At 66.0% G+C, this 24,787-nt stretch carries 21 protein-coding genes; 14 read left to right on the top strand and 7 right to left on the bottom strand.

The annotated features are described in order from the left end of the window. Window positions 1-43: 43 nt before the first annotated feature. The gene (locus LC039_RS02725) at window positions 44-517 is read left to right on the top strand and encodes a hypothetical protein (protein ID WP_226621516.1); all 474 of its coding nucleotides are present in this window, start codon (window positions 44-46) and stop codon (window positions 515-517) included. 108 nt (window positions 518-625) lie between these two features. Here the strand turns inward: LC039_RS02725 and rnd are convergent, their stop codons facing one another. Beyond that, the gene (gene rnd / locus LC039_RS02730) at window positions 626-1,783 is read right to left on the bottom strand and encodes a ribonuclease D (RefSeq protein WP_226621517.1); all 1,158 of its coding nucleotides are present in this window, start codon (window positions 1,781-1,783) and stop codon (window positions 626-628) included. Between the two features lie 271 nt (window positions 1,784-2,054). On the opposite strand from rnd, the gene LC039_RS02735 reads away from it, so the two are divergent. After that, window positions 2,055-2,240 (top strand): hypothetical protein, encoded by a 186-nt coding sequence (locus LC039_RS02735; protein ID WP_226621518.1) that lies wholly within the window; start codon window positions 2,055-2,057, stop codon window positions 2,238-2,240. Here LC039_RS02735 and purN read toward each other — a convergent pair. Beyond that, window positions 2,237-2,827, bottom strand: a complete 591-nt coding sequence (gene purN / locus LC039_RS02740; protein WP_226621519.1) for a phosphoribosylglycinamide formyltransferase — start codon at window positions 2,825-2,827, stop codon at window positions 2,237-2,239. The genes LC039_RS02735 and purN overlap by 4 nt on opposite strands. After that, a complete protein-coding gene (purM, locus tag LC039_RS02745) occupies window positions 2,824-3,870 on the bottom strand; it encodes a phosphoribosylformylglycinamidine cyclo-ligase (RefSeq protein ID WP_226621520.1) in 1,047 nt (348 codons plus the stop codon). Before purM ends, purN begins: the two co-directional genes overlap by 4 nt. 312 nt (window positions 3,871-4,182) lie before the next feature. On the opposite strand from purM, the gene LC039_RS02750 reads away from it, so the two are divergent. The 9 genes from LC039_RS02750 to LC039_RS02790 all read left to right on the top strand — a co-directional run bounded on the left by LC039_RS02750 (window position 4,183) and on the right by LC039_RS02790 (window position 15,508). Continuing rightward, window positions 4,183-5,232: a TRAP transporter substrate-binding protein gene (locus LC039_RS02750; protein WP_226621521.1), complete on the top strand. Its 1,050-nt coding sequence runs from the start codon at window positions 4,183-4,185 to the stop codon at window positions 5,230-5,232. 164 nt (window positions 5,233-5,396) lie between these two features. Then, window positions 5,397-6,185, top strand: coding sequence for a TRAP transporter small permease subunit (locus LC039_RS02755; RefSeq protein WP_226621522.1), 789 nt, complete (start codon window positions 5,397-5,399; stop codon window positions 6,183-6,185). 1 nt (window position 6,186) lies between these two features. Further along, window positions 6,187-7,629 (top strand): TRAP transporter large permease, encoded by a 1,443-nt coding sequence (locus LC039_RS02760; protein WP_226621523.1) that lies wholly within the window; start codon window positions 6,187-6,189, stop codon window positions 7,627-7,629. 89 nt (window positions 7,630-7,718) lie between these two features. Then, complete coding sequence (locus LC039_RS02765) at window positions 7,719-8,879, top strand: glycosyltransferase (protein WP_226621524.1); 1,161 nt, start codon at window positions 7,719-7,721, stop codon at window positions 8,877-8,879. A 264-nt stretch (window positions 8,880-9,143) separates the two neighbouring features. Continuing rightward, window positions 9,144-10,268 carry a helix-turn-helix transcriptional regulator gene (locus LC039_RS02770; RefSeq protein ID WP_226621525.1) on the top strand — a complete coding sequence of 375 codons (1,125 nt, stop codon included), beginning with the start codon at window positions 9,144-9,146 and terminating at the stop codon, window positions 10,266-10,268. Window positions 10,269-10,488: 220 nt separating this feature from the next. After that, window positions 10,489-12,150, top strand: a complete 1,662-nt coding sequence (locus tag LC039_RS02775) for a BCCT family transporter (RefSeq protein ID WP_226621526.1) — start codon at window positions 10,489-10,491, stop codon at window positions 12,148-12,150. A 169-nt stretch (window positions 12,151-12,319) separates the two neighbouring features. Then, window positions 12,320-13,201, top strand: a complete 882-nt coding sequence (locus LC039_RS02780; protein WP_226621527.1) for an LnmK family bifunctional acyltransferase/decarboxylase — start codon at window positions 12,320-12,322, stop codon at window positions 13,199-13,201. Between the two features lie 237 nt (window positions 13,202-13,438). Continuing rightward, on the top strand, window positions 13,439-14,071 hold the full coding sequence (locus tag LC039_RS02785; protein WP_226621528.1) for a DsbA family protein: 633 nt from the start codon (window positions 13,439-13,441) through the stop codon (window positions 14,069-14,071). 195 nt (window positions 14,072-14,266) lie between these two features. Further along, window positions 14,267-15,508, top strand: coding sequence for a multidrug effflux MFS transporter (locus tag LC039_RS02790; RefSeq protein WP_226621529.1), 1,242 nt, complete (start codon window positions 14,267-14,269; stop codon window positions 15,506-15,508). A gap of 197 nt (window positions 15,509-15,705) precedes the next feature. On the opposite strand, the gene LC039_RS02795 is transcribed toward LC039_RS02790, so the two are convergent. Further along, entirely contained in the window at window positions 15,706-17,283 is a 1,578-nt protein-coding gene (locus tag LC039_RS02795) for a methyl-accepting chemotaxis protein (RefSeq protein WP_226621530.1), read from the bottom strand. 47 nt (window positions 17,284-17,330) lie between these two features. Further along, window positions 17,331-17,615, bottom strand: coding sequence for a hypothetical protein (locus LC039_RS02800; RefSeq protein ID WP_226621531.1), 285 nt, complete (start codon window positions 17,613-17,615; stop codon window positions 17,331-17,333). Between the two features lie 162 nt (window positions 17,616-17,777). Here LC039_RS02800 and LC039_RS02805 point away from each other — a divergent pair, with 162 nt between their 5' ends. The 3 genes from LC039_RS02805 (at window position 17,778) to LC039_RS02815 (ending at window position 21,320) form a co-directional block, all read left to right on the top strand. Beyond that, entirely contained in the window at window positions 17,778-18,995 is a 1,218-nt protein-coding gene (locus LC039_RS02805; protein WP_226621532.1) for an NADP-dependent isocitrate dehydrogenase, read from the top strand. A gap of 150 nt (window positions 18,996-19,145) precedes the next feature. Next, complete coding sequence (locus tag LC039_RS02810) at window positions 19,146-19,763, top strand: YitT family protein (protein WP_226621533.1); 618 nt, start codon at window positions 19,146-19,148, stop codon at window positions 19,761-19,763. A gap of 111 nt (window positions 19,764-19,874) precedes the next feature. Beyond that, a complete protein-coding gene (locus LC039_RS02815) occupies window positions 19,875-21,320 on the top strand; it encodes a cobyric acid synthase (RefSeq protein ID WP_226621534.1) in 1,446 nt (481 codons plus the stop codon). A gap of 118 nt (window positions 21,321-21,438) precedes the next feature. On the opposite strand, the gene LC039_RS02820 is transcribed toward LC039_RS02815, so the two are convergent. Continuing rightward, the gene (locus LC039_RS02820; RefSeq protein ID WP_226621535.1) at window positions 21,439-22,224 is read right to left on the bottom strand and encodes an FAD binding domain-containing protein; all 786 of its coding nucleotides are present in this window, start codon (window positions 22,222-22,224) and stop codon (window positions 21,439-21,441) included. 116 nt (window positions 22,225-22,340) lie between these two features. Then, window positions 22,341-24,701, bottom strand: a complete 2,361-nt coding sequence (locus tag LC039_RS02825; protein WP_226621536.1) for a xanthine dehydrogenase family protein molybdopterin-binding subunit — start codon at window positions 24,699-24,701, stop codon at window positions 22,341-22,343. Window positions 24,702-24,787 lie beyond the last annotated feature (86 nt).

Below are 24,787 nucleotides of genomic sequence, written 5' to 3' on the forward strand. Positions count from 1 at the left end.
TACGCTAACCCGATGAGCAACACAGGCAGAGGCACGTCACCCAATGTACAAACCCGTTTCGGTCGTCATGATTTCGGCTCTCGCGCTCGCCGGCTGCGTCGGCCAGGACGAAGGCGCGTCGGTGAGCACCGAGACAGGTGCCGGCAATCCGCTGATCCCGCAGCGCTCGGCGACGGCGAGCTTCTTCTCCAGCAAGGAAGACGAATACCAGGGCAAGCCGATCGGCATGATCACCGAGCTGCTGCTCGAGCGCCGGCCGGGCGGCTTCATCGTCCGCGTGACCGGTGTGGCCGATTTCCCCGGTCCGTTTGACGTGCGCCTCGTGCCGATCGCGGGATCCGAGGACACCGGCACCCTTGCCTTCCGCCTGATGGCGCTGCAGGTAGAAGGGCCCGGCGCCGGGACCCAGGCGGCGCGCACGGTCACCGTCGCCAAGTGGATGAGCGACAAGGACCTCGCTCCCTACCGCGCGCTGCGCGTCGAAGGGCTGCGCAATTCGCAGAGCGTCAGCCGCTGAGGCAAGGTTCTTCGAAGGACGTTGCACCTCTCTTCGAAGAGAGGTGACTCAAAGAGAAAGGGCGTCGCTTCGCAGCGACGCCCTTTGTTCTTGTTCCCGCTGTGGGCCTCAGATCTCGATGACTTCGACCGACTTGCCCTTTGCCGCGAGGGCGATCTCGCCGGCGCAGAGCCGCAGCGCGTCGGCACCGAAGACCTCGCGGCGCCAGCCGCTCAGCGCCTTCACGTCGCGCTGGCCCGCGGCAATGGCATCCAGCTCGGCGGCGGGGGCGATCAGCTTCGAGGCAACACCCGAGCTTTCCGTCTTGGCCTTGAGCAGCACCCGCAGCAGGTCCGCGAGCGCCGGGTTCACCTGCAGTTGGTCGCGGCTGTCGTCGACCTTCGGCAGGTCTTCCTTGGGGGTTTCCTGCCCGGTCTTCACCGCCTCGAGGATGCCCTCGGCAATGGGGCCCTTGCGGGCCTCGCGCAGCAGCAGGCGCGAGCGGCCGAGGTCTTCCATGGTGACCGGCTTGGTCGAGGCCAGCTCGGCCAGCGCGTCATCCTTGAAAACCCGGTTGCGGGGGATGTTGCGCGACTGCGCGTAATCCTCGCGGAAGGCCGCCAGAGCGCGCACGATCGCCAGGAAGCGCGGGCTCGACGAGCGGGTGCGCACCCGCAGCCAGGCCTCGTCGGGGCGGGTGATGTAGGTCTCGGGGTCGGTCAGCGTGGCGAGCTCCTCGCCGACCCAATGCGCGCGCCCGGTTTCCTCGAGCTTGGCGGAAAGGAATTCGTAGATCACCCGCAGGTGCGTCACGTCGGCCAGCGCGTATTTCTTCTGCGCCTCGGTCAGTGGACGGCGCGACCAGTCGGTGAAGCGCGAGCTCTTGTCGAGCTGCTGCTTGGCGATGCGCTTGACCAGCGTCTCGTAGCCCACCTGCTCGCCGAAGCCGCAGACCATCGCGGCGACCTGCGTGTCGAAGAGCGGCTCGGGGATCACCCCGTGGTCGACGAAGAAGATCTCCAGATCTTGGCGCGCGGCGTGGAAGACCTTGACCACCGCGGTGTTGCGGAACAGCTCCATCAGCGGCTCGAGCGACAGCCCGTCGACCAGCGGATCGACCAGCACGGCGTTTTCTTCGCCCTTGCCGGGGATTGCCAGCTGGATCAGGCAGAGCTTGGAGTAGTAGGTCCGCTCGCGCAGGAACTCGGTGTCCACGGTCACATAAGGCGCGCTCGCGGCTTCGGCGCAGAACTCCGCAAGCTCTTCGGTCTTGGTCAATGTCTTCATTCGTGCACCGGGTGTTCTTGTTTCTCTTGGTTATCGCGCCTCCTACACCTTCGGCGCGTGAAGTTCAAAGCGGCAGCAGCGGAAAGCGTGCCCGACCGGCCATTTCGCAGGCCCGAGGTTGCGTGCATGTCACCTTTGCAGCAGAGCTTGAGATGAGTCATCACAAGCCGTGATGGGGTGCCCTACAAGCATTCGTTTTCGCGAAGGGTCTGCAGGGGCTATCTTGGGAGCACGTTCAACTCTCCAGATACACCTTCCAGGAGCCCCTCCCATGGCCACCCTCGATCTTGCTTACAGCTACACACATCGCCCCAGCGCGCACGGCGGCACCGTGTCCCTCTGGGCCGCCATTGCGCTGCTGGCGCTGCTGGGACTTCCCGCGCTGACCGCACCCGAAACGGACGGGGCGCCGCTCGAGTGGCACGGCAATGCCGCCAGCCACCAGAGCCTGCGTTAAGGCAGCAATACGGGCGTCTTGTCGCCCGCGGCGAAGCGGCGCAGCACCGCCGGGTAGAGCTTGTGCTCCATCTCCAGCACGCGCGCGGCCAGCGTGTCGGGCGTATCGCCTTCGCGCACCGGCACGCGTGCCTGTCCCAGCAGCGGGCCGTCGTCCAGTTCGGGCGTGACCTCGTGCACGGTGCAGCCGTGCTCGGCGTCACCGGCTTCCAGCGCCCGCGCATGGGTGTGCAGCCCGCGATACTTCGGCAGCAGCGAGGGGTGGATGTTCAGCATCCGCCCCTTCCACGGCTCGACGAAGCCCGCGGTGAGCACCCGCATGAACCCCGCGAGGCAGAGGATGTCGGGCTGCGCCTTGTCCAGTTCCGCCTGCAGCGCCGCCTCGAAGCCGGGCCGGTCGCCCTTGAACGGACGGTGGTCGACGACGGCGGTGGGGATGCCCATCGCCTCGGCCTTCTTCAGCCCGCCGGCATCGGCATTGTTCGAAAGTACCAGAACCGGGCGGGCCGGGTGATCTCCGGTCATGCTCTCGGCCAGCGTCACCATGTTGGAGCCGCCGCCCGAGATGAAGATCGCGACGCGTTTCACTTCAGGCTGCCCTCGTAGGAGACGCCCTGCCCTTCGGTCACGGTGCCGAGCGTGTAGACGGTTTCGCCTTCTGCTTCGAGCAGCGCCTTCAGCGCCTCGGCGCGATCCGCCGAGACCGACAGGATCATGCCGACGCCGCAGTTGAAGGTCTTCAGCATCTCGGCCTCGGACATGCCGCCGACCTCGGACATCCAGCCGAAGATCGCCGGAAGCTCCCAGGAGCCTAGGTCGATGCTCGCGCCGCAGCCCTCGGGTAGAACGCGCGGCAGGTTCTCGGTGAGGCCGCCGCCGGTGATATGCGCCAGCGCATGCACGCCGCCGGCGCGCACCGCCGCCAGCGCCTGCTTTACGTAGAGCCGCGTCGGGGTCAGCAGCACCTCGCCAAGCGAGCCCTCGGCCCAGGGGCAGTCGGCGTCCCAGCCAAGCCCCGAGACCTCGACCAGCTTGCGCACGAGGCTGTAGCCGTTCGAATGCACGCCATCCGAAGCCAGACCCAGCAGCACGTCGCCCGCAACCACGTCCTTCGGCAGGTCGGTGCCGCGCTCCATGGCGCCCACGGCAAAGCCCGCGAGGTCGAAATCGCCCGCCGGGTACATGCCCGGCATCTCGGCGGTCTCGCCGCCGATCAGCGCGCAGCCCGAGCGCACGCAACCCTCGGCGATGCCTTCGATGACCCGCGCGGCGCTGTCGGTGTCGAGCTTGCCGGTGGCAAAATAGTCGAGGAAGAACAGCGGCTCGGCGCCTTGGCACACCAGATCGTTGACGCACATGGCGACGAGGTCGATGCCGACGCCGTCAACGTGCCCGGTGTCGATGGCGATGCGCAGCTTGGTGCCCACGCCGTCGGTCGCCGCAACGAGGATCGGATCCTCGTAGCCCGCGCCCTTCAGGTCGAAGAGCGCGCCGAAGCCGCCCAGACCCGACATCGTGCCGCTGCGGTTGGTGCGCTTGGCAGCCGGTTTGATCCGCTCCACCAGTGCGTTGCCCGCATCGATATCCACGCCTGCATCCGCATAGGTGATGCCGTTCTTACCTTCGGTCATGCCAGCCTCCGAGACCCATTTCGCGCGGGCATAGCGCAGCCGGGCGACGATGAAAAGCGCCCTTGCCGGACGGGCGGCCCAAGGAGCGCGTCCGGGCCGCATATTTGTGGAAAACCGGCGGTCCGCGGTCTTGGCGTGGTACGGGGCGACGGGGTCATTTCTTCCGTAAGTGCCGCTGCGTCAGTAACTTTGTTGCGACGCACTACGCAGAACTGGGTATTCACAGCGCCGTGAGGCTCCGCTAGCGTCGCGGGCAGGCAAGAATTGCCGGCGGTGCCCTTGGGAGGGGGTGCCGACACAGGGAGGAGTACCATGATTAACAAGACCTTCACGGCCGTTTCGGCCGCCGCTTTCGCATTTGCGGGGGCCGCCTCGGCGCAGGAACTGCTCGAGATGACCTCGGGCTATTCCAAGAACCTGCCGATCCTCGGCACCGCCGCCGTCAACTTCGTCGACAAGATCAACGCCATCTCCGAGGATGTGGAATTCGAGCACTTCGATCCGGGCGAGCTGGTGCCGTCGCTGGAGATGCTCGACGCGGTGTCGAACGGCTCGGTGGATGCGGCCTATTCGACCTCGGGCTACTGGCAGGGCAAGATGCCGGCCGCCGGTCTTTTCGCCGCGGTGCCCTTCGGCCCCGAGCCGGGCGAGATGCTGGCCTGGATGCTCTACGATGACGGCATGACGCTGTTCCAGGAGATGTACGACACCAACGGCTACAACGTGCACGTGGTGCTCTGCGGCTCCTACGCCCCCGAGACCTCGGGCTGGTTCAAGCAGGAGATCACCTCGCTCGACGACCTCAAGGGCCTCAACATGCGCTTCTTCGGCCTCGGCGCCGAGGTGATGCAGAAGCTCGGTGTCTCGACCTCGCTGCTCGGCGCGGGCGACATCTTCCCGGCGCTCGAGCGCGGCGCGATCGACGCCACCGAATTCTCGATGCCGATCGTCGATGCCAACCTCGGCTTCTACAACATCGCCAAGTACAACTACTTCCCCGGCTGGCACCAGCCCGCCACCATGTTCGAGCTGCTGATCAACAAGGATCGCTGGGAAGAGCTGGACGAGCGCAGCCAGAAGCAGATCGAGATCGCCTGCATGGCCAACCTCACCGACAACTTCGCCGAAGGCGAAGCCAAGAACTTCCCGGCCATGGTCGAGAACGTCGAAGAGCATGGCGTGACGATCAAGAACTGGACCCCCGAGCAGCTCAAGGAATTCGAGGCTGCCTGGCTCGAGGTGGTGGAAGAGCTGAAGGCCGAGGACGAGATGTTCGCCAAGGCCTGGGCCGACCTCAGCGAGTTCCGCGAGGGCTACAAGACCTGGTTCAACAACATCTACCTGCCGCGCCCTTGGAACTGATCCGGGACCTGAGGCAAAACGGCTGATCGCCGGGCTTTCGGGCCCGGCCCCTCCGGCGCGCCAGAACCTTCGGGGGCGCGCCGTTTTCGCGTCGCACGAGCCGGCAGGCCGCGGCGCGCTTCCCACAAGATTCCGCATGGCAGGCAATACAAAGGACAAGGCCCGTGGAGGATTTCAAGGTCGCCATCTCCGACCCCGGAGAGATCGGACGCAAGGACCAGAACCGGGGCGACAGGTTCATCGTGCATCTGTCCAACCTCGTCGCCTGGCTGTTCCCGATCCTGATGATCGCCATCTGCGCGCAGGTGCTGCTGCGCGGCGCGGGCCACAACCAGGCCTGGCTCGATGACCTGCAATGGTGGCTCTACGGCGTCGCCGTGCTGGTCGGCATCGCCTATGCGGTGACCACCGGCAGCCACGTGCGGGTCGACATCTTCTACGACAACTTCGAGAAGCGGAAGCGGCTGATCGTCGACATCATCGCGCTGGTCTGGCTGTTCTTCCCCTTCGTGCTGCTGTGCTGGGACGTGACGCTCGACTACGCGCTGACCTCGATCGCTGCCGACGAGGGCTCGTCCAGTCCCAACGGGCTGCACAACCTTTGGATCCTCAAGACGCTGATGAACCTGAGCTTCATCGTCATCATGGTGGCGATCTGGTCGGCCTACGTACGGCACCTGTCACAGCTCACCCGCCCGGCGCTGTGGAAGCAGCTGCTTTTCGCCCTGCCCTCCACCATCTTCGGCATCCAGTTGATCATCTGGTACGCCTGCGTCGGCTGGTTGATGGCCACCGACCCCGAGGTCGACAGCATGCGCAAGGCCACCCGCGCCGCGATCTTCGACGACCTCGAATTCGGCCCCTGGGAAATGAAGAAGACCATCGCCCTGGCGCTTGTGGCCACGGTGATCGTGATTGTTGTGGCGCGTCTCTTCGCGCGTAAGGAGCGCTGAGATGCTGCACTTCCTCGGCCAATACCTGACGCTGAACGAGATCGCCGTCGCGGCGATGTTCCTGACCTTCATCTGGATGCTGTTCCGCGGCATTCCCGTGGCCATGGCGCTGGTCGGCGTGAGCCTGGTCTTCGTCATCCTGTCGCAGATCCTGCTCGACCCGTTCCGCGCCGACTTCAAGGACGTGATCGAGTTCGACCGCATCGGGCTGGAGTACAACCGCCTGCTGGCGCTCTCGGGGCGGCTCTTCGGCAATATCGTCAACAACCCGGTGCTCGTGGCGCTACCGATGTTCATCTACATGGGCCTGATGCTCGACCAGTCGGGCGTGGCGCAGCGGATGATGCACGCGATGCAAAAGCTCTTCGGCTCGCTGCGCGGGGGCCTCTCGCTGACCGTACTGCTGATCGGCATCATCCTCGCCGCCTCGACCGGCGTGATCGGGGCCTCGGTAACGCTGCTCGGCGTGATGGCGCTGCCCGCAATGATGGCGCAGAACTACTCCAAACCGATCGCGACCGGCACCATTGCGAGCGCCGGCACGCTGGGGATCCTGATCCCGCCGTCGATCATGCTGGTGATCATGTCGGACCAGCTGGCGATCTCGCTCGGTGACCTGTTCATGGGGGCCTTGTTCCCGGGGCTCATCCTCGGGGCGCTCTATATCGTCTTCATCGTGGTCTACGGATTCCTCTCGCCCGACTCGATGCCCGCGCCGGAGAAATCCGAGCACGTGGGCTGGCACGAGGTGAAGGAGGTGCTGCTTGCGGTGGTGCCGCCGATGCTGCTGATCCTGCTGGTGCTGGGCTCGATCTTCGTCGGGGTCGCCACGCCGACCGAAGCCTCTGGCCTCGGCGCGCTCGGCGCGACTGTCCTTGCGCTTCTCAATCGCAAGCTCGACTGGAAGGTGTTCCGTGAGGTCGCGCGTTCGACGCTCAACACCGCGGGCTACATCACCGGCATCTTCCTGGCGGCGAACTTCTTCGCCTTCGTGCTGCGCCGCTACGGCGGGGACGAGATCGTGCAGCACCTGGTGCTCTCGGCCTTCGATAACCCCTACCTGACGATCGCCTTCATCCTGTTTATCGTCTTCTGCCTGGGGTTCCTGCTGGACTGGATCGAGATCACCATTATCATCATGCCGCTGATGCTGCCGATCATCCAGGGGCTGGACCTGGCGGTGCCGGGCTTCGACCAGGTGCGCGACCCGCAGGTGGTTTGGTTCGCCATCCTCGTGGCGGTGACCTTGCAGACGTCCTTCCTGACGCCACCAGTGGGCTTCGCGCTCTTCTATCTGAAGGGTGTCTGCCCGCCGGGGGTCACGCTGGCGCATATCTACAAGGGCATCATCCCCTTCGTGCTGCTGCAGCTCCTGGGCCTGTTCATCGTATTCGAGTTCCCGGCCCTGACAACCTGGCTGCCGGCGATGGCCTACGGGGAATGAAGCTGATCTGAGACCGGACCCCGCCGCCCTTGCGCGGCGGGGTCTTCGAGGGCATGTAGGCGCGGCGTGAAGACCCCGGGAGATCCCGCATGAGCCGCCAATTCAAGACCTGCATCGTCACCTCCGACTACCATGTGCCGGGCGAGACCTTCATCAACCGCCATATCGAGCACATTTTCGGCGGCGACACGGTGGTGCTCTGCGGCCGCTTCAACGGCCAGAACCCCTACGACAAGCCGTTGTTCGAGCGGCGCTCCAAGCTCTCGCTGTCGGACAAGGTGCTGGCGCCGGTCGCCATGGGGTGGAACTCGCTGACCGAGGGCACGGGCCGCCTGCCCTTCGGCGCCAATCGTACCCGGCTGATGCAATGGCTGCACGAGCAGAAGGTCGAGGTGATCCTCGCCGAGTTCGGCACGCAGGCGCTGGTGGTGGCTAAGCTGGCCAACGAGATGAACCTGCCGGTCTTCACCTATTTCCGCGGCACTGATGCGTCGCGCGCGCTCACTTCGCCGCAAAGGGTCAAGAGCTACCGCAAGATGATGCCGCGGCTCGACGGCGTGTTCTCGGTCTCGCAGTTCCTGCTCGACAACCTCGCCAAGCACGGTGTCACCCATCCCAATTCCCATGTCGTGCCCTCGGGCGTCGACGTGCGCCGGTTCGTGCCGGGCGAGAAGGTGCCGGGCAGTTGCCTCGCCGTGGGGCGGATGGTCGACAAGAAAGCGCCGCAGATCACCCTGCGCGCCTTCGCCACCGCCGCCAAGGGGCGCGAGGCGCATCTCACCTTCATCGGCGACGGCCCGCTGCTGGACAGCTGCAAGGCGCTTGCCGCCGAACTGGGAGTTGCCGAGCAGGTCACCTTCGCCGGGGCGCTGCCGCATGACGCGGTGCGGGCGCAGCTCCTGACCACCGAGACCTTCCTGCAGCATTCGATCACCGACAAGAACGGCAATACCGAGGGGCTGCCCACCGCCATCCAGGAGGCGCTGGCCGCGGGCTGCATCACCGTTTCGACCCTGCACGCGGGGATCCCCGAGGCGGTGACCGAGGGTGAGACCGGTTTCCTGGTGCCCGAGTGGGACGAGGACGGCTTTGCCGGCGCCATCGCAAAGGTTCTCGACTTGCCCGACCGCGCCGCCATGTCCCGCGCTGCCCGCGCCACCGCCGAGGCGAAATTCGACAACGCGGTGCTGCTGCAGAAGGTGGAGGACGAGATCCGCCGGATCGTTGCGCTGCGCTCAAGCGGGGTGTGAGCCTGCCCCCTCTCCGCAGAAAGCGGCGGCTGGGCTGAGCCTGGAGGCGCAGTCCATTTCTATGGCGCTTTTTGAGGCCGAGCCACGAGGTTCGTTCAATACAGGACCGTGTAAACCTCTCTTCGACAATTTGCCGGTCTCGATGCGCACATTTTCGCCGCGCTGAGCAATTTCCATCCTTGCATAGAATTCTCACTAACTCACAGCGCCCGTTTATACGGCCGACGTGCTATATTGCGGCAGGATTGGAAAGGACGCCGCGAGGTGCAGGAATTCCAGAATATCGAATCCCTTGTGGATGCCATATACGATGCAGCCGGGGATGCGGAGCGGTGGCCCCATTTCCTGTCGGGTGCGGCGCGGCTGCTGGACTCCGAAAGCGCCCAGATCGGCCATATTGATCTGCAAGACCGCTCCTTTTCCTTTCTTATTACCTATGGCACGACCTTCACCGAAGAGCGCATCAGGCAATACCAGGCACTGATGCCCGAAGATCCCAGGCTTGCTTACATGACCGAGCGGCCTTTTCTTCCGGCGCACTGCAGAATGGTGCTGACCGACGAAGAATTGCACAGCTCGCGCTTGTACCGCGAGGTTCTGGCGCCGGACGGGATAGAATACACGCTCGGGGTGAACCTGGTCGAAGAGACAAAATCGACGACTTTCTTCACCGCGCATCGCGGGCTCCACCAGCCGGTTTTCGGGACCGAAGAATGCCAATTGCTCGGTGAGCTTGTCCCGCATTTGCGCCGCGCCCTGAGGCTTTACCATGTCTTTGCGGCCATGGACCTCCAGCATACGGCAGCACGCGATGCCCTGGATCAGATCCCGCTCGGTGTCTTTATCGTGCGGCCCGATGGCGAGTTCGTCTTTGGCAACAGGATGGCTGGCGAGCTTTTGGCGGCAGGCGCGGACTTGCGGCTGCTCGACGGCAAGCTGGGCGCCGCGACGCCCGAGACGACCCGCGTGATCCGGGCAGCCCTGATGAACGTGATGTCCGAGCCGGAGACAGAGCCGCAGGCGCTCGTTCTGGAACGCCCCGCGCAACTGCCATTGCGGGTGCTGGTCTCGCCGATCGGCGGGGTGCCGCTGGGGCAAACCCTTGTCCGGCAGAAGGGAGACCTTGCAGCGATCTATGTGAATGACCCGACGCGCGCGCGCGAGGCTCCGTGGGAACGTCTTCAGCACATGTTCGGCCTGTTCCCGTCGGAAGCCAAGCTGGTCGCGGAGATGGTCTCTGGAGCTTCGGTCGTCGATGCGGGTGCCAAACTCGGCCTCACCGCGGGCAGTTCGCGGCAGTACCTGAAGAATGTCCTCTCGAAGACCGGGACGCACAGTCAAAGCGAACTGCTTCTCCTTGTCATGAAATCTCCGGTTTGGATGTCCTAGGTCCGCCTGCCCCGGCAGCGGCACGCGGCGATGCAAGGCGTCTTGCGGCGACCGCCATTGCCAGATGGGAATAACCGCCCCCTCCGACCCGGAGCTATCTTTCCTCAAGTGCCAGAAACCCCCGGAAACGGCCGGTGGTTTCAAAGCAAGCCGCGATGCCAACGGCTCTCGGGAGGATGCCTGGGTTTCGCTTGGTCTTGGCCACGATGGGGACAGAAGCATGTCGGAACCGAAATCGACCGCCTCTTTGGAAATCTCTGTTGCCCGACTTGGTTTCTACAAGGGGTTCAATCCCGTGGTGGCTATCAGCGCGAAAGGCATGGTTCTTTTTCTTGCGCTGAGTTTTGCGGTGACCCCGGTCATTGCGCAGCGGGTGCTGGATGCTGCAACCGGGATGGCATTTTCGGCGTTTGGCGGATGGTATATCTACCTGATGGCGGGCGGCGTGCTGTTCCTTTTCACGCTGGCCATTCTCCCTGTCTCCGGCCAAGTGCGGCTTGGGCCGGACGATGCGCGACCGGAGTTCGGCACCGCCGGATGGCTTTCCATGATGTTCTGCGCCGGGATCGGGATCGGCATTCTTGTCTTCTCGGTGAACGAGCCGATTTCCCACTTCATCAGCAACCCCGATATCATCACCGGCACGGAAACGGCGCGATCCGCCCGGGCTGCGGTGTCCGCCATGGGGTACGTGTTCCTGCACTGGGGGTTTTCGGTATGGTGCTGTTTCGCGCTGGTCGGGTTGGCTCTGGGGCTGGCCTGCCACCGCGACGGACATCCGCTCACCATGCGATCGGCGCTGGCGGCGCTCTTCGGACGGCGTCTCGAGGGCGTCACCGGCCACGCCGTAGACGTCATTTCCATCATCGCGATCGTTGCCGGAATAACCACGGCGCTCGCGCTCGGACTGGAGCAGATTGTTTCGGGGCTGGCCCTGCTGACCGGACGTGCCTTCTTCGCCGAATTTGCCGGCTCCCCTCCGATCACCGCCCTGCTGTCCGCGCTGGTCGTGGCGCTCGCCGCGGCGCTCGCCTCCATCCTGTCGGGCGTCGAGCGCGGCGTGAAATGGACCTCGCAGATAGGAATCCTCCTGAGCTTCTGCCTGATGCTGATCTTCGTCCTTCACGGCGCGGGAGTCCGGGTGATCGGTCTCTTTGCCGAGAGCGGTTTGAGCTACCTGCGAAACCTGCCGTCGCGCATCCTGACCGTGCAGGCCTTGGCCCCCGGGCCAACCGGGGAGGCAGCGCGGATCTGGCAGGAGCAGTGGACGATCTTCTACTGGGCCTGGTGCATCGCCATCGCGCCCTTCGTCGGTCTTTTTCTTGCAAGGGTCTCCCGGGGGCGCACCGTCCGTGAATTCATTCTCGGCGCCGTGCTCGCTCCGAGCTTGATGTGCTTTGCATGGTTCGCGGCCATAGGCGGCTCGGCCCTCCTTCTCGAGCTTGATGGCACCGCACAGGGACGTCTGATCGCCGCAGACCACGCGCAGCGGATCTACGTCGCCCTCGGCCTCATGCTCACGCCAGGCCTCGCCTTCGCGGCGAAACTTCTGGTCCTCGTGCTGTTTCTCGCCCTCATCGTGGCCTCCGCGACCGCGGCAATCATCGCCATCCGGGCAATCGGCGCTGGCGGGGGAGAAGATGCCGAAAGCCCCCTGCATTCAATGGTCTGGGCGTTGCTCATTGCCATGCTCACGGGCGTCATCCTGTCCGTCGGCGGGGCCGGTTCGATCCGCGACGTGATGATCCTGGGGGCGGCGCCGTTTTCCGCGATCATGGCCCTGTTGATCCCGGCGATCGCGCTTGCCCTCTGCCGCGCCGGGATCGACCGAAGGCCTTTGGCGGGGCCCGAACCAGTGCCGCCCGGCCTCCGCGCGCAGTGACCGCGTCTCCCCGGCAAGGCCGTTCGGGCCTCCCCCGTCGTACCGCTCCCCTAGTTTTTGACGCGCAGCACACGCAGGCCAACCAGCGCTGGGGGCACGCAAGACAACCAACGATACGCAGATCGGTTTTCGCACCCGTGCATTTCACCCCAAAACCAAGGAGCTGACTATGTCCCCCACCCTGTCCCGAAGATTGGCTCTGCCCGATCATCCCGCCGGATTCGACACCTGCGAGGAGGCACCCGATGTGCAGGCAGTGTTCCGTCTTGGAATGCCGCATCTCAACGGCACCGGCGTCAGCCTCACCTGGCTGCTCAAGGAATGCGCCCATCGGCACTGGTGGTCGCTGAGCGGCTGGCTCGGGCAACGGCCCGGCGATCTCCGAGACCTGACGGGGGCCCGCATCATGGCCTCCGTGGTCGCCGCGACGGTTCAGGGCAATGGCGAGGGGTTTTCCGAAGACGACCTTGCCAGGATCGACACCGAAATCGCCCCGCGACCGGCCTCGGGCTGGCGTGGCGTGTTTTCACTGAAGTCCGCCTCCGGCGCCCGAATGGTCGTCGAACTCATCACCTCTTTCGCACGGCGCGAGGGACCATCGAACACCGCGCTCGCGGCGGCGGCCCTGCCGTCTGAACTCAGGGCCGCCCGCAGTGGATCCGGCGCCTCCCGTGCAAATGTGCTTCGTCGCAACGGGCGCAGCCTTCGCGTGGCCCCCTGGTCGACCGAGGATCCCTGCCATGCGAGTGTCGAGATCTTCGGTCCCACGCATTTCAACGGCGTTGGGCTCACCTATTTCGCCAATTTCTCCGACATGTTCGAACGGGCCGAGCACGCCAGCATTCCGCCGCTGAAGCCGCGGCTGCCGGTTGTGGCGCGCGAAATCCACTACTTCGGCAATATCGACGAGGGCGACGTTCTCGACATCTCCAGCAGGGCGACCGCGAAAGGCATCGCCCCCAAACCTCTCATCGAGGTGCTCTCTGCAGCCCGGCGCCGGTCGGACAATTGCGTGATCGCGATTTGCCTGAGCGAGCGCCGCGCGCTTTGATCCGGCGGAGCCCGAGACGATCTAGAGCTGACGAAGTGGCTTTCCGGACCTGGCGAAATCGGTTCGGCCAGAGCATGTGCGTCGGGCGCGTTCACCTGCGGCGGTGTTGAGACGATATCGAAGCCAACAACGCGCGAATTCATGTTTCGGGTTTGCCCGAAACATGAACGCTTTGGGGTTCGGCCTGTCGCCAAGCGACGTGGCGCCTGCTATGAGGCGGCAAAGGACGGACCAAACATGACCACGCTCGATATCTTCTCTGACCCGATCTGCCCCTGGTGCTACATTGGCAAGGGCCTTCTGGACCGCGCGCTCCTGCAGCAGCCGGACCACCCGTTCACCATCCGGTGGCGGCCCTTCATGCTGAACCCGGAGATGCCCGCCGGCGGCATGGACCGGCGCACCTATCTCGAGGCGAAATTCGGCGGCAAGGAAGGCGCGGTCCAGGCCTACATGCCGATCGCCGAAAAGGCGGCCGAGGCCGGGCTGGAGATTCACCTCGACAAGATCAAGACCACGCCCTCGACCCTGGATGCGCACCGTCTGATCCATTGGGCCGAGATCGAGGGGGTGCAGACCGCCATCGTCTCCGCGCTGTTCCGGGCCTATTTCGTCGACGGCCGAGACATCGGCGATGCCGAAGTTCTGGCGGATATCGCCGACAGTTCGGGCATGGACGGCTCGGTGGTGCTGCGGCTGCTGGCCTCCGAGGCGGACCGCCGCGAGATCGCCGAGATGGACACCGCGGCGCGGGGCATGGGTGTGCAGGCGGTGCCGACCTTCGTGGTGGCCGGGCAGCACGCGGTCCCCGGCGCGCAGCCGACCGAGCTCTGGCTGCAGGTGATCGAGGAGATCCGCGCGCAGGCCTGAACCCGGCCGCGACCCGGGCGTCCGCCTCTGCCCTCGCTGTGCGCGAGGCGCGGCTTCTCTGTGCGGGAATTGACCGGGAGCCGGGTTCCGCTACGTCGCGAAAGACTGTAGCTCCTAGGAAAAGATCCCTCTCCTCCCCGTCTCCCTCGCGGCCGTCGTGCCTGCGGGGGTTTTGCTTTCGAGACCCATATGTCCATGACCTCCTCCGACCCCGACGCCGCGGTCACCGCATCGAAGGGCCCCGGCCGCTTCGAATTCATCGCGCTTCTGGCGGCGATGTTCGCGACCATCGCCTTTTCCATCGACGCCATGCTGCCCGCCCTGCCCCAGATCGGTCAGGAGCTGACGCCCGATGACATCAACCGGGCACAGCTGGTGGTGACCAGCTTCGTCTTCGGCATGGGGATCGGCACGCTGTTCACCGGCCCGCTGTCGGATACCTTCGGGCGCAAGCCGGTGATCCTCGGCGGCATTGCCGTCTACATAGTGGCGGCGCTGCTCGCGGCCACCGAGGACTCGCTGGAACTGGTGCTGGCGGCGCGGATGCTGCAGGGGCTCGGCGCCGCGGGGCCGCGGGTCGTGGCGCTGGCCATCGTGCGCGACGTCTACGCCGGTCGCGGCATGGCGCAGATCATGTCCTTCGTGATGATGGTCTTCACCCTCTTCCCGGCACTGGCGCCGAGCATCGGCACGCTGATCATCGGCGTGGCCGGCTGGCGCGGGGTGTTTCTCGCCTTTGTCGCCTTCGCCTCGGTGATCGCGATCTGGATGACCTTGCGCCTGCCGGAAACGCTGCCGCGTGAACGCCGCCGCCCGTTCCGCGCCGGAACCATCTGGGCCGCGATCAAGGAGCTTCTGGCGCATCCGGTGGTGCAGGTCTCGATCGGCGTGCAGGCGCTTGTGGCGGCGACCATGTTCTCGATGATCTCCTCCGTGCAGCAGATCTACGACGTGACCTTCGATCAGGGCACCTATTTCCCGATCTGGTTCGGGGGCGCGGCGGTCTTTGCCGCGTCGGCGAGCTTCGTGAACGCCAAGCTGGTCGGCCGGCTGGGCATGCGGCGGATCGTGACCGCGGTGCTTGTCATGCAGATGGTCCTGTCGGGGCTGGCAATCCTGATCTTTGCCAGCGGTCTGACCGGCAACCTGGCCTTCGCGGCCTTCCTCGTCTGGCAGGTCTCGGTGTTCTTCATGATGGGGCTCACCATGGGCAACGTGAATGCCATCGCCATGGAGCCGGTCGGCCATATCGCGGGCATTGCCTCCTCGGTTCTCGGGGCGCTGTCGACGGTGATCGCGGTGGTGCTGGCGGTGCCGGTGGGGCTGATGTTCAACGGCACGCCGCTGCCGCTGGCCTGCGGCGTGTTCGTCGAGGTGAGCCTGGCGCTTCTGCTGATGCTGCGCCTGAAGAAGCTCGAGGCGCGCGGCGGGGCCTGAGCCGAAACCGCGACGCCGGCGCGTCCGGAATTCCGAAAATCAGCGCCCGGTCCGTCATGGCCGGGCGCTTGTCTACGGGCTGCTGCCGCGCTTTGCAGGGTACTGGTGGAGAGTCTCTGTGGCGCGGCGGCCCTAGGCGCGCCGCCGCCCTGTTGCGCCGCGCTCGGCCGCCGCCCCGCCCCCCTGGCGCGCAGCCCTCAGGCGTGGCGCGCGTGGCGGGCTTCGGAGGCGTCATCCCCAGACAGCCGGAACACCGCCATGTCCTGCGCCAGGTCGCGCGCGTGACCGCGCAGGCGCAGCCCCATTGCGGCCATTTCCTCGCTCAGCGCGGCGCTTTCCTGGGTCTGGCTGTCGAGCCGCGAGACCGCCTCGGAAAGCGTGGAAAGCCGTTCGGACTGGCCCTTGGCGTCGTCGCGGATCGCGGCGATCATATTGCTGACCGTGCTGACCGCGGTAACGATGGCCGAGAGCCGCCCGCCCGCCTCGTTCACCAGCTTGGCGCCCTCGGATACCTGCTCCTCGCTGTCGAGGATCAGCTTCTTCACCCCGGCCGCCGCCTCCGAGGTCCGCTGCGCCAGCTGCCGGACCTCGGAGGCGACCACGGCGAAGCCCTTGCCGGACTCCCCGGCGCGGGCGGCCTCGACCCCGGCATTGAGCGCAAGGAGGTTGGTCTGGAAAGAAATGTCGTCGATCAGGTCGATGATCTTGCCCACTTCCGAGGAGCTTTGCTCGATGAGCTGCATGGCGGCGATGGCGCGATCGGTGACCGTGCCGCCCTCCTCGGCGCTGTCGCGGGCGAGCAGCGCCTGTTCCGACAACTCGCCGGCGCGGGTGGCGGTGCCGCGCAGCGCACCGGTGACATCCACCATGCCGCTGGCGGCCTGGCTGAGCTCCTGCGCCTGGCGCTCGCTGCGGGTGGAGAGATCGCCCGTGACCTGCTCCAGCGCACCGGCTTCCTCGTCGACGCCTTCGGCGGTGCGCCGGGCACTGCCGAGGGCATCCTGAAGCTGCGACAGCGCGCGGTTGAAGTCCTGTCTCAGCGCCTCGAAAACCCCCTCCATCGGTTGGCTCAGCGCGCAGTCGAGGTCGCGTTCGGCGAGCGCATGGAAGTGCTTCGAAAACCGCGCCACGAGATCCTGAGTCAGTTCGGCCGTCGTCTCCGCGCGCTTCTGCGCCTCGGCGGCGCGATGGCTTTCGTCGGCGAGACGTTCCGCGCTTTCCGCGAGGTTCTGCCGCCCGGCGTTGCGTTGCAGGATGGCGAGGGTCAGGATCACCCCTTCCATGATGACGATGCCGCCGTGGAACACCACCCGCATGAGGTTTTCCATCAGGTCGCTCGACGGGAAGACCAGCGCGGGTAGCAGCAGCACCAGCGCGAGATGCTGGGCGGCGACCAAAAGGCATCCGAAGACCAGCACGCTGACCCGGCCAAGGATCGAGATGCCCGCGAGCATGACGAAATACACCATGTGGGTGTCGAGCTGCCAGGGGTGTAGCCGGTAGGCGGCGGTGAGCAGCGCCGCCTCCGCGATGACAACCGCCGCCAGCACGTGATCGGTGAGCCTGCTGCGCAGCCGAAGCGCGATGCACGCGATGGACAGCAGCACCGCCGCGGCGCCGGTGCTCGGCATCATTGGCCTTCCCAGATAGAGATCGGTGACCACGAAGGCCGGAACCAGCATCGCACCGAGCAACAGCAACATGGTGCGCTCGGATAGACCACGCACCCGGGTCTGCAGCGCGCCGGGCAGCGATTTCAGCGCCGCGACCGTCATGACCGAGTTCCGCAGAGCGCGGCCAGCACCCCGGCATCGCGGGTGGCTCAGGCCCCGAGCCGACGCAGCCGGGCGCCCGGTGCGGGATCGTCGAAAGCGGCCAGCGTGCCGAAAGGTGCGGAGACCGGGCCGACCAGCCTGCCCCCGGCAAGGCGCACCAGCGCCGGGGCCCCCTTCCCCCAGGGCGGCGCGATCACGAGGAAGACGCCGGAGCCGCCGGATCGGTCCGGTGGTGCGGCACCGAAAACCGCAAGCAGCCCGGTGCCGAAAAGCACGCAGACGACAGAAGCCAGCAATAACGCGGTCATGAAATCCTCAGCTTTTTGTTTCATGACGCCTGCATATGCGGCGGGTGTTTTCGATTTCGCTAACCCGCCGGAAAAAATACGGCGAATTGCATGACGATGCGGTATACGGTTGCATACAAACCTTCCCTCGCCGCGGGAAACGCGCTACATGCGGCTCAGCCGACTCAGCCATCGAAAGGGACACCCATGTCGAAGATCAAGGTCGAGAACCCCATCGTCGAAATGGACGGGGACGAGATGACCCGGATCATCTGGGACTTCATCAAGAAGAAACTGATCCTGCCGTACCTCGATGTCGATCTGCTCTACTACGATCTCGGGATCGAGGAGCGCGACCGCACCGAGGACCAGATCACCATCGACGCGGCCGAGAAGACCAAGGAGATCGGTGTCGCGGTCAAATGCGCCACGATCACCCCCGACGAGGCGCGGGTCGAGGAATTCGGCCTCAAGAAGATGTGGCGCTCGCCCAATGGCACGATCCGCAACATCCTCGGCGGCGTGGTGTTCCGTCAGCCGATCATCTGTCGCAACGTGCCGCGTCTGGTGCCCGGCTGGACCCGTCCCATCGTCATCGGCCGTCACGCCTTCGGCGACCAGTACAAGGCCACCGACTTCACCTTCCCCGGTGCCGGCACGCTGACGATGAAATTCGTCGGCGAGGATGGCACGGTGATCGAGAAGGAGGTCTACCAGGCCCCCTCCGCCGGCGTCTACCAGGCGATGTACAACCTCGACAGCTCGATCATCGACTTCGCCCGCGCGTCGTTCAACTATGGGCTGATGATGGGCTGGCCGGTCTACCTGTCGACCAAGAACACCATCCTCAAGGCCTATGACGGCCGCTTCAAGGACCTCTTCCAGAAGGTCTTCGAGGAGGAGTTCGAAGCGGAGTTCAAGAAGAAGAAGATCTGGTACGAGCACCGGCTGATCGACGACATGGTGGCCTGCGCCATGAAGTGGAACGGTGGCTTCGTCTGGGCCTGCAAGAACTACGATGGCGACGTGCAGTCGGACACCGTGGCGCAGGGCTTCGGCTCGCTCGGCCTGATGACCTCGCAGTTGATGACCCCCGATGGCAAGATCGTCGAGGCCGAAGCGGCCCACGGAACGGTCACTCGCCACTACCGCCAGCACCAGGCGGGTCAGGCGACCTCGACCAACTCGATCGCCTCGATCTTCGCCTGGACCGGTGGCCTTAAGCACCGCGCCAAGCTCGACGGCAATGCGCAGCTGCTGAACTTCGCCGAAACGCTGGAGAAGGTGGTGGTGCAGACGGTGGAATCGGGCGGCATGACCAAGGACCTCGCGCTTCTCGTCGGGCCCGACCAGAAGTGGCTGACCACCATGGGCTTCCTCGAGAAGATCGACGAGAACCTCAACAAGGCGCTTGGCGCGGCGTAAGTCTGCTCGGCAAGTCTCTGAAAAGAGGGCCGGTCCCACGGGACCGGCCCGTCTCGTTTCTGCCTGTTTTGCAGGCAGTGACCGCCCGTCACGCCGCGCTGCAGCGAATGCCCCCTTGACGTTAGATATAAAGGTCAGCATTTCTGCCCCATGCTCCTCCTCGAGAACCCTCCTCCCGATCGTCATACGCTGTGGGAAGACGTCCACGGCATCCTCGTCGGCACAACGCTGGTTGCGCTGGGAATCCAGTTCCTGCGCGCCTCGGGCCTGTTCACCGGCCAGATCGCCGGTCTTGCGCTGGTGCTGGGCGAGCCGACGGGGCTGCGCTTCGGCCTGCTCTTCTTCCTGCTCAACGCGCCCTTCTACATTCTCGCGGTCAAGCAGCTCGGATGGCGATTCACCATCAAGAGCTTCATCTCGGTGGCGTTGATGTCGAGCATGGTGGACCTTCTGCCGCTGGGCCTGAACGTCGAGGTCTCGCCGCCGCTGGCCGCCGCGCTCTTCGGGGTCTGCGCCGGGATCGGCCTGCTGTCGCTGTTCCGGCACGGCGCAACGCTGGGCGGGGTCGGCATCGTGGCGCTCTGGCTGCAGGACACCCGCGGGATCAAGGCGGGCTGGACCCAGCTTGCCTTCGACCTGCTGGTCTTTGCCTCCTCCTTCCTGTTCTTCGCGCCGATGCAGGTGCTCTGGTCGCTGATGGGGGCGATCATCCTGAACGCGCTGATTGCCATCAACCACCGCCGCGACCGCTACATCGCGCGCTCCTGAGCGCGCTTTGGCGCTGGTCCTCGGGGCGGTGCGGTGGCATGACAGGGGCCGACACAGGACGGCTGGCCCCATGAGTTTCTTTGACTTTCCCCGTTTCGCCGGAGGCGCTGCATGCCCGCGCTGATGCTGCAGGGCACCGGCTCGAATGTCGGCAAATCGATGCTGGTCGCGGGGCTTTGTCGCGCCGCGCTGCGCAGGGGGATCCGGGTCGCCCCTTTCAAGCCGCAGAACATGTCGAACAACGCTGCGGTAACAGCCGATGGCGGCGAGATCGGCCGGGCGCAGGCGCTGCAGGCGCGGGCCTGCGGGCTCGAGGCGGTGACCGACATGAACCCGGTGCTGCTAAAGCCCGAGACCGACATGGGCGCGCAGGTCGTGCTGCAGGGCAAGCGCATCGCCACCACGCAGGCGCGGGACTATGGCGGGCTGCGGGAGCGGCTCATGGCGGGCGTGCTCGAAAGCTTCCAGCGGCTCAAGGCGTCGCATGACCTCGTGCTGGTCGAGGGCGCGGGAAGCCCCGCCGAGGTCAACCTGCGCCCCCGCGACATCGCCAACATGGGCTTCGCGCGCGCCGCCGAGGTGCCCGTGGTGCTGGCCGGGGACATCGACCGCGGCGGGGTGATCGCGCAGGTGGTGGGGACGCAGTCGGTCATAGACCCGGCGGACGCCGCGCTGGTGAAAGGCTTTCTTATCAACAAGTTCCGTGGCGACCCTCGCCTGTTCTATGATGGCTATGCGCTGATCGAGGCGACCACCGGCTGGCGCGGCTTCGGCGTGCTGCCGTGGTTCCTCGATGCGCACCTGCTGCCCGCCGAGGATGCGCTCGACCTGCCGCGGCGGTCCCGGGAGAGCGGGCTCAAGGTCGTCTGCCTCGCGCTCTCGCGCATCGCCAATTTCGACGACCTCGACCCGCTCGCGCAGGAACCGGGCGTGTCGCTCAGCATGCTCGGTCCGGGCGAGCCGCTGCCGGGCGATACGGACCTCGTCATCCTGCCGGGCAGCAAGTCGACGCGCGGCGATCTCGCCTTCCTGCGCGCGCAGGGCTGGGACGTGGACATCGCGGCGCATGTTCGGCGTGGCGGGGACGTGCTGGGGATCTGCGGCGGCTACCAGATGCTGGGCCGGTCCATCTCGGACCCCGAGGGCATAGAGGGGCCGGCGGGCACGGATCCGGGCCTCGGCCTGCTCGAGGTCGACACGGTGATGATCCCCGACAAGCGCCTCACCCGGGTCCGTGCAGAGCACGTCGCCAGCGGCCTGCCGCTGGACGGCTACGAGATCCACATCGGGCGCACCGAAGGGCCAGACTGTGCCCGTCCCTTCGCGATGGTGGATGGCAGGCCGGATGGCGCGATCTCGACGGATGGACGGGTCACCGGCAGCTACCTGCACGGGCTGTTTTCGGACGACGCCTTCCGCGGCGCCTGGCTCGAGGGACTCGGCGTCGCCCGCAGCGACACCCGCTACGGCGCGAAGGTGGATACGGTGCTCGACGCGCTGGCGGAGCACATGGAGGCGCATCTCGACGTCGAAGGGCTCCTGGCGCTGGCACGCTAGCGCTGCGCCCGCGTGTCAGGCGGCAAGCCTGAGGACACGCAGCGCATCTGACTATCCGACAGAATAGAAAGCGTCCCCCGGTTTCCCGGAGGACGCCAATCCCGAACCCGACCCGCGATTACGCCTGCGCCACGGCCCGCTTGGTCAGCACACCGATCAGATGCGCGCGGTAGGCGGCCGAGCCGTGCAGATCGGTCATCAGCCCGTCCGCTGACACCGAAAGCCCCTCCAGCGCCGCGGCGGAGAAATCGCCCGAAAGCGCCGCCTCGGCCTCGGTCCAGCGGAACACGCCCTCTTCCGACGCACCGGTGACCGCCACGCGTACCCCGTCTGTGAACTTGGCGACGAAGACCCCGACCAGCGCAAAGCGCGAGGCGGGCTGTTCGAACTTGATGTAGGCGGCCTTTTCCGGGATCGGCAGCTTCACCGCGGTGATGATCTCGCCCTCTTCCAGCGCCGTGGTGAACATGCCCTGGAAGTAGTCGTCCGCCGCGATCTCGCGCGTGTTGGTCACGATGGTCGCGCCAGAGGCCAGCGCCGCCGCCGGGTAGCAGGCCGCCGGGTCGTTGTTGGCGAGGCTGCCGCCGATGGTGCCGCGATTGCGCACCGCCGGATCACCGATATTGCCGGCCATCGCCGCCAGCGCCGGATAGCTCGCGGCACAGTCCTTCGCCACGGTGGCATGGGTCGTGCCGCCGCCGATCGTCAGACCGCCGCCCTCGCTCGACACGCCCTTGATCTCGTCGATGGCGGCAAGGCTCACCAGAACCGAGGGCATGGCGAGGCGCTGTTTGAGAGAGGGGATCAGCGTCTGCCCGCCCCCGAGCGCCTGCGCCTCTTCCTCTCCGAGCGCGGCCACGGCATCGGCCACGCTCTTGGGTCTCACAACGTCAAAGCTGTACATCGTCGTCCTCCTGCGGAAGGGGCCGGGGCGGTCCGGCGCCCCTCATCCCTTTCATATTTCGTCGAATACTCATCTTCCCCGGCGCAAGATGCAAGCGCCTGTGCCGGGGAAAGGGATCATCCCTGCATCGCCTGCCACACCCGGTGCGGCGAGACGGGCATGTCGATATGCGCCACGTCGTGCCCGGCGTGGTTCAGCGCGTCGAGCACCGCGTTCACAACGGCGGGCGGCGAGCCGATGGCCCCGGCCTCGCCGCAGCCCTTCACCCCGAGCGGGTTGTGGGTGCAGGGCGTCGCGCAGCTGTGGTCGACCATGTAGAACGGCACGTCCCCGGCGCGCGGCATGGCGTAGTCCATGTAGCTGGCCGAGAGAAGCTGTCCGTCGGCGTCGTAGACGCAGTTCTCCAGCAGCGCCTGGCCGATGCCCTGCGCCAGCCCGCCGTGCACCTGCCCCTCGACGATCATCGGGTTCACCACGTTGCCGAAATCATCGGCGGCGGCGAAGCGTTCGATGGTCACCTTGCCGGTCTCGGGGTCGACCTCCACCTCGCAGGCGTAGGCACCGGCGGGATAGGTGAAGTTGGCCGGGTCGTAGAAGGCAGTCTCCTCCAGCCCCGGCTCGATCTCGGTGAGCGGGTAGTTGTGCGGCACGTAGGCGGCCAGCGTGACATCGCCCCAGGCCACCGACTTGTCGGTGCCCGCGACGGTGAACATGCCGTCCTTCAGCTCGATGTCGCCCTCCGAGGCTTCCATCAGGTGCGCCGCGATCTTCTTCGCCTTGTTGATGATCTTCTCGGTGGCGCGGACCATGGCCGAGCCGCAGACCGCGAGGCTACGCGAGCCGTAGGTGCCCATACCGAAGGGGATCTTCGAGGTGTCGCCGTGGACGATGTCGATCATGCTCTCGTCGATGCCCAGCATGTCGGCGACCACCTGCGGGAAAGCGGTCTCATGCCCCTGCCCGTGGCTGTGCGCGCCGACCATGACCGAGATCGAGCCGGTGGCGTTCACCCGCACGGTTGCGGCGTCATAGAGCCCTGCCCGTGCGCCGAGCTGCCCCACGAGGTTCGACGGCGCGATGCCGCAGGCCTCGATGTAGCAGTTGACCCCGAGCCCGCGCAGCTTGCCCTTCGCCTCGCTCTCGGCGCGGCGCGCGGCAAAGCCGGGGATGCCGATCATCTCTTCGAGCTTGTCCATCGTCGCCACGTAGTCGCCGGTGTCATATTCCACCGCCACCGGGGTCGCGTAGGGGAAGCTCTCGATGAAGTTCTGACGCCGCAGCTTGATCGGGTCCACGCCCAGCTCCCGCGCCGCCTTGTCCACCAGCCGCTCGAGCTGGAAGGTCGCCTCGGGGCGGCCCGCGCCGCGGTAGGCGTCGACCGGCACGGTGTTGGTGAACACCGCCTTCACGTTCACCTGGATCGCCGGGGTCTTGTAGTTCCCCGCCATCAGCGTGCCGTGCAGCCAGGTGGGCACCGACGACGAGAAGGTCGAGAGGTACGCCCCCATGTTGGCCAGCGTGTCGGTGCGCAGCCCGATGAAGTTGTTCTCGGCGTCCAGCGCCAGTTCGATCTTGGTCACGTGGTCGCGGCCATGGGCGTCGGACATGAAGGCCTCGGAGCGGGTCGAGGTCCACTTGACGGGCCGGTTGATCTGCCGCGCGGCGAAGGTGACGAAGGCCTCCTCGGCGTAGTGGAAGATCTTGGTGCCGAAGCCGCCGCCGACGTCCGGGGCCACCACGCGCAGCTTGTGCTCGGGGATGCCCAGCACGAAGGCGCCCATCAGCAGGCGGATCACATGCGGGTTCTGCGAGGTGGTGTAGAGCGTGCTCTCGTCTTTGGCGCGGGCGTATTCGGCCACCGCGACGCGCGGCTCCATCGGGTTGGCGACGAGGCGGTTGTTGACCAGCTCCAGCGTCGTCACATGCGCGGCCTCGGCAAAGGCCTTGTCCACCACGGCCTGGTCGGAGCCGAACTGCCAGTCGTAGCAGAGGTTGTCTTCCAGATCGTCATGCACCTTGGCCGAGCCGGTCTCCAGCGCCGCCCTCATGTCGACGACAGCCGGCAGATCCTCGATCTCCAGCTCGATCGCCTCGGCGGCATCGCGGGCCTGATCGAGGGTTTCGGCGATCACCGCGCAGATCGGATCGCCGACGTGGCGCACCTTGCCCTGCGCGAGCACGGGATGCGGCGGCTCCTTCATCGGATCGCCGTTCTTGTCGGTCACCTGCCAGCCGCAGGGCAGCCCGCCGATGCCCTCGAAGTCCTTGCCGGTGAAGATGCGCAGCACACCGGGCATCGCCTCGGCGGCGCTGGTATCGAGGCTGGTGATCTTGCCATGCGCCACGTCCGAGCGCAGGAAGTGGCAGTAGGTCTGCCCGTACACGTTGATGTCGTCGGTATATTGACCGGCCCCGGTCAGGAAGCGCACGTCCTCGCGCCGCTTCTGGGCCGCTCCGATGCCATGATCCTTCGGCATGGGGTCTCCTCCCTGATATGCCGGCGGGTGTGGGTCCTGCCCGGCCCGCCTCGAACTCTCCACCCGGCGGCCTCCGTTTCCGCCGG

Origin of the sequence: Alloyangia pacifica, from assembly GCF_020524285.1 — a bacterium.
In the GTDB taxonomy this organism is placed as follows: Bacteria; Pseudomonadota; Alphaproteobacteria; order Rhodobacterales; family Rhodobacteraceae; genus Salipiger; species Salipiger pacificus_B.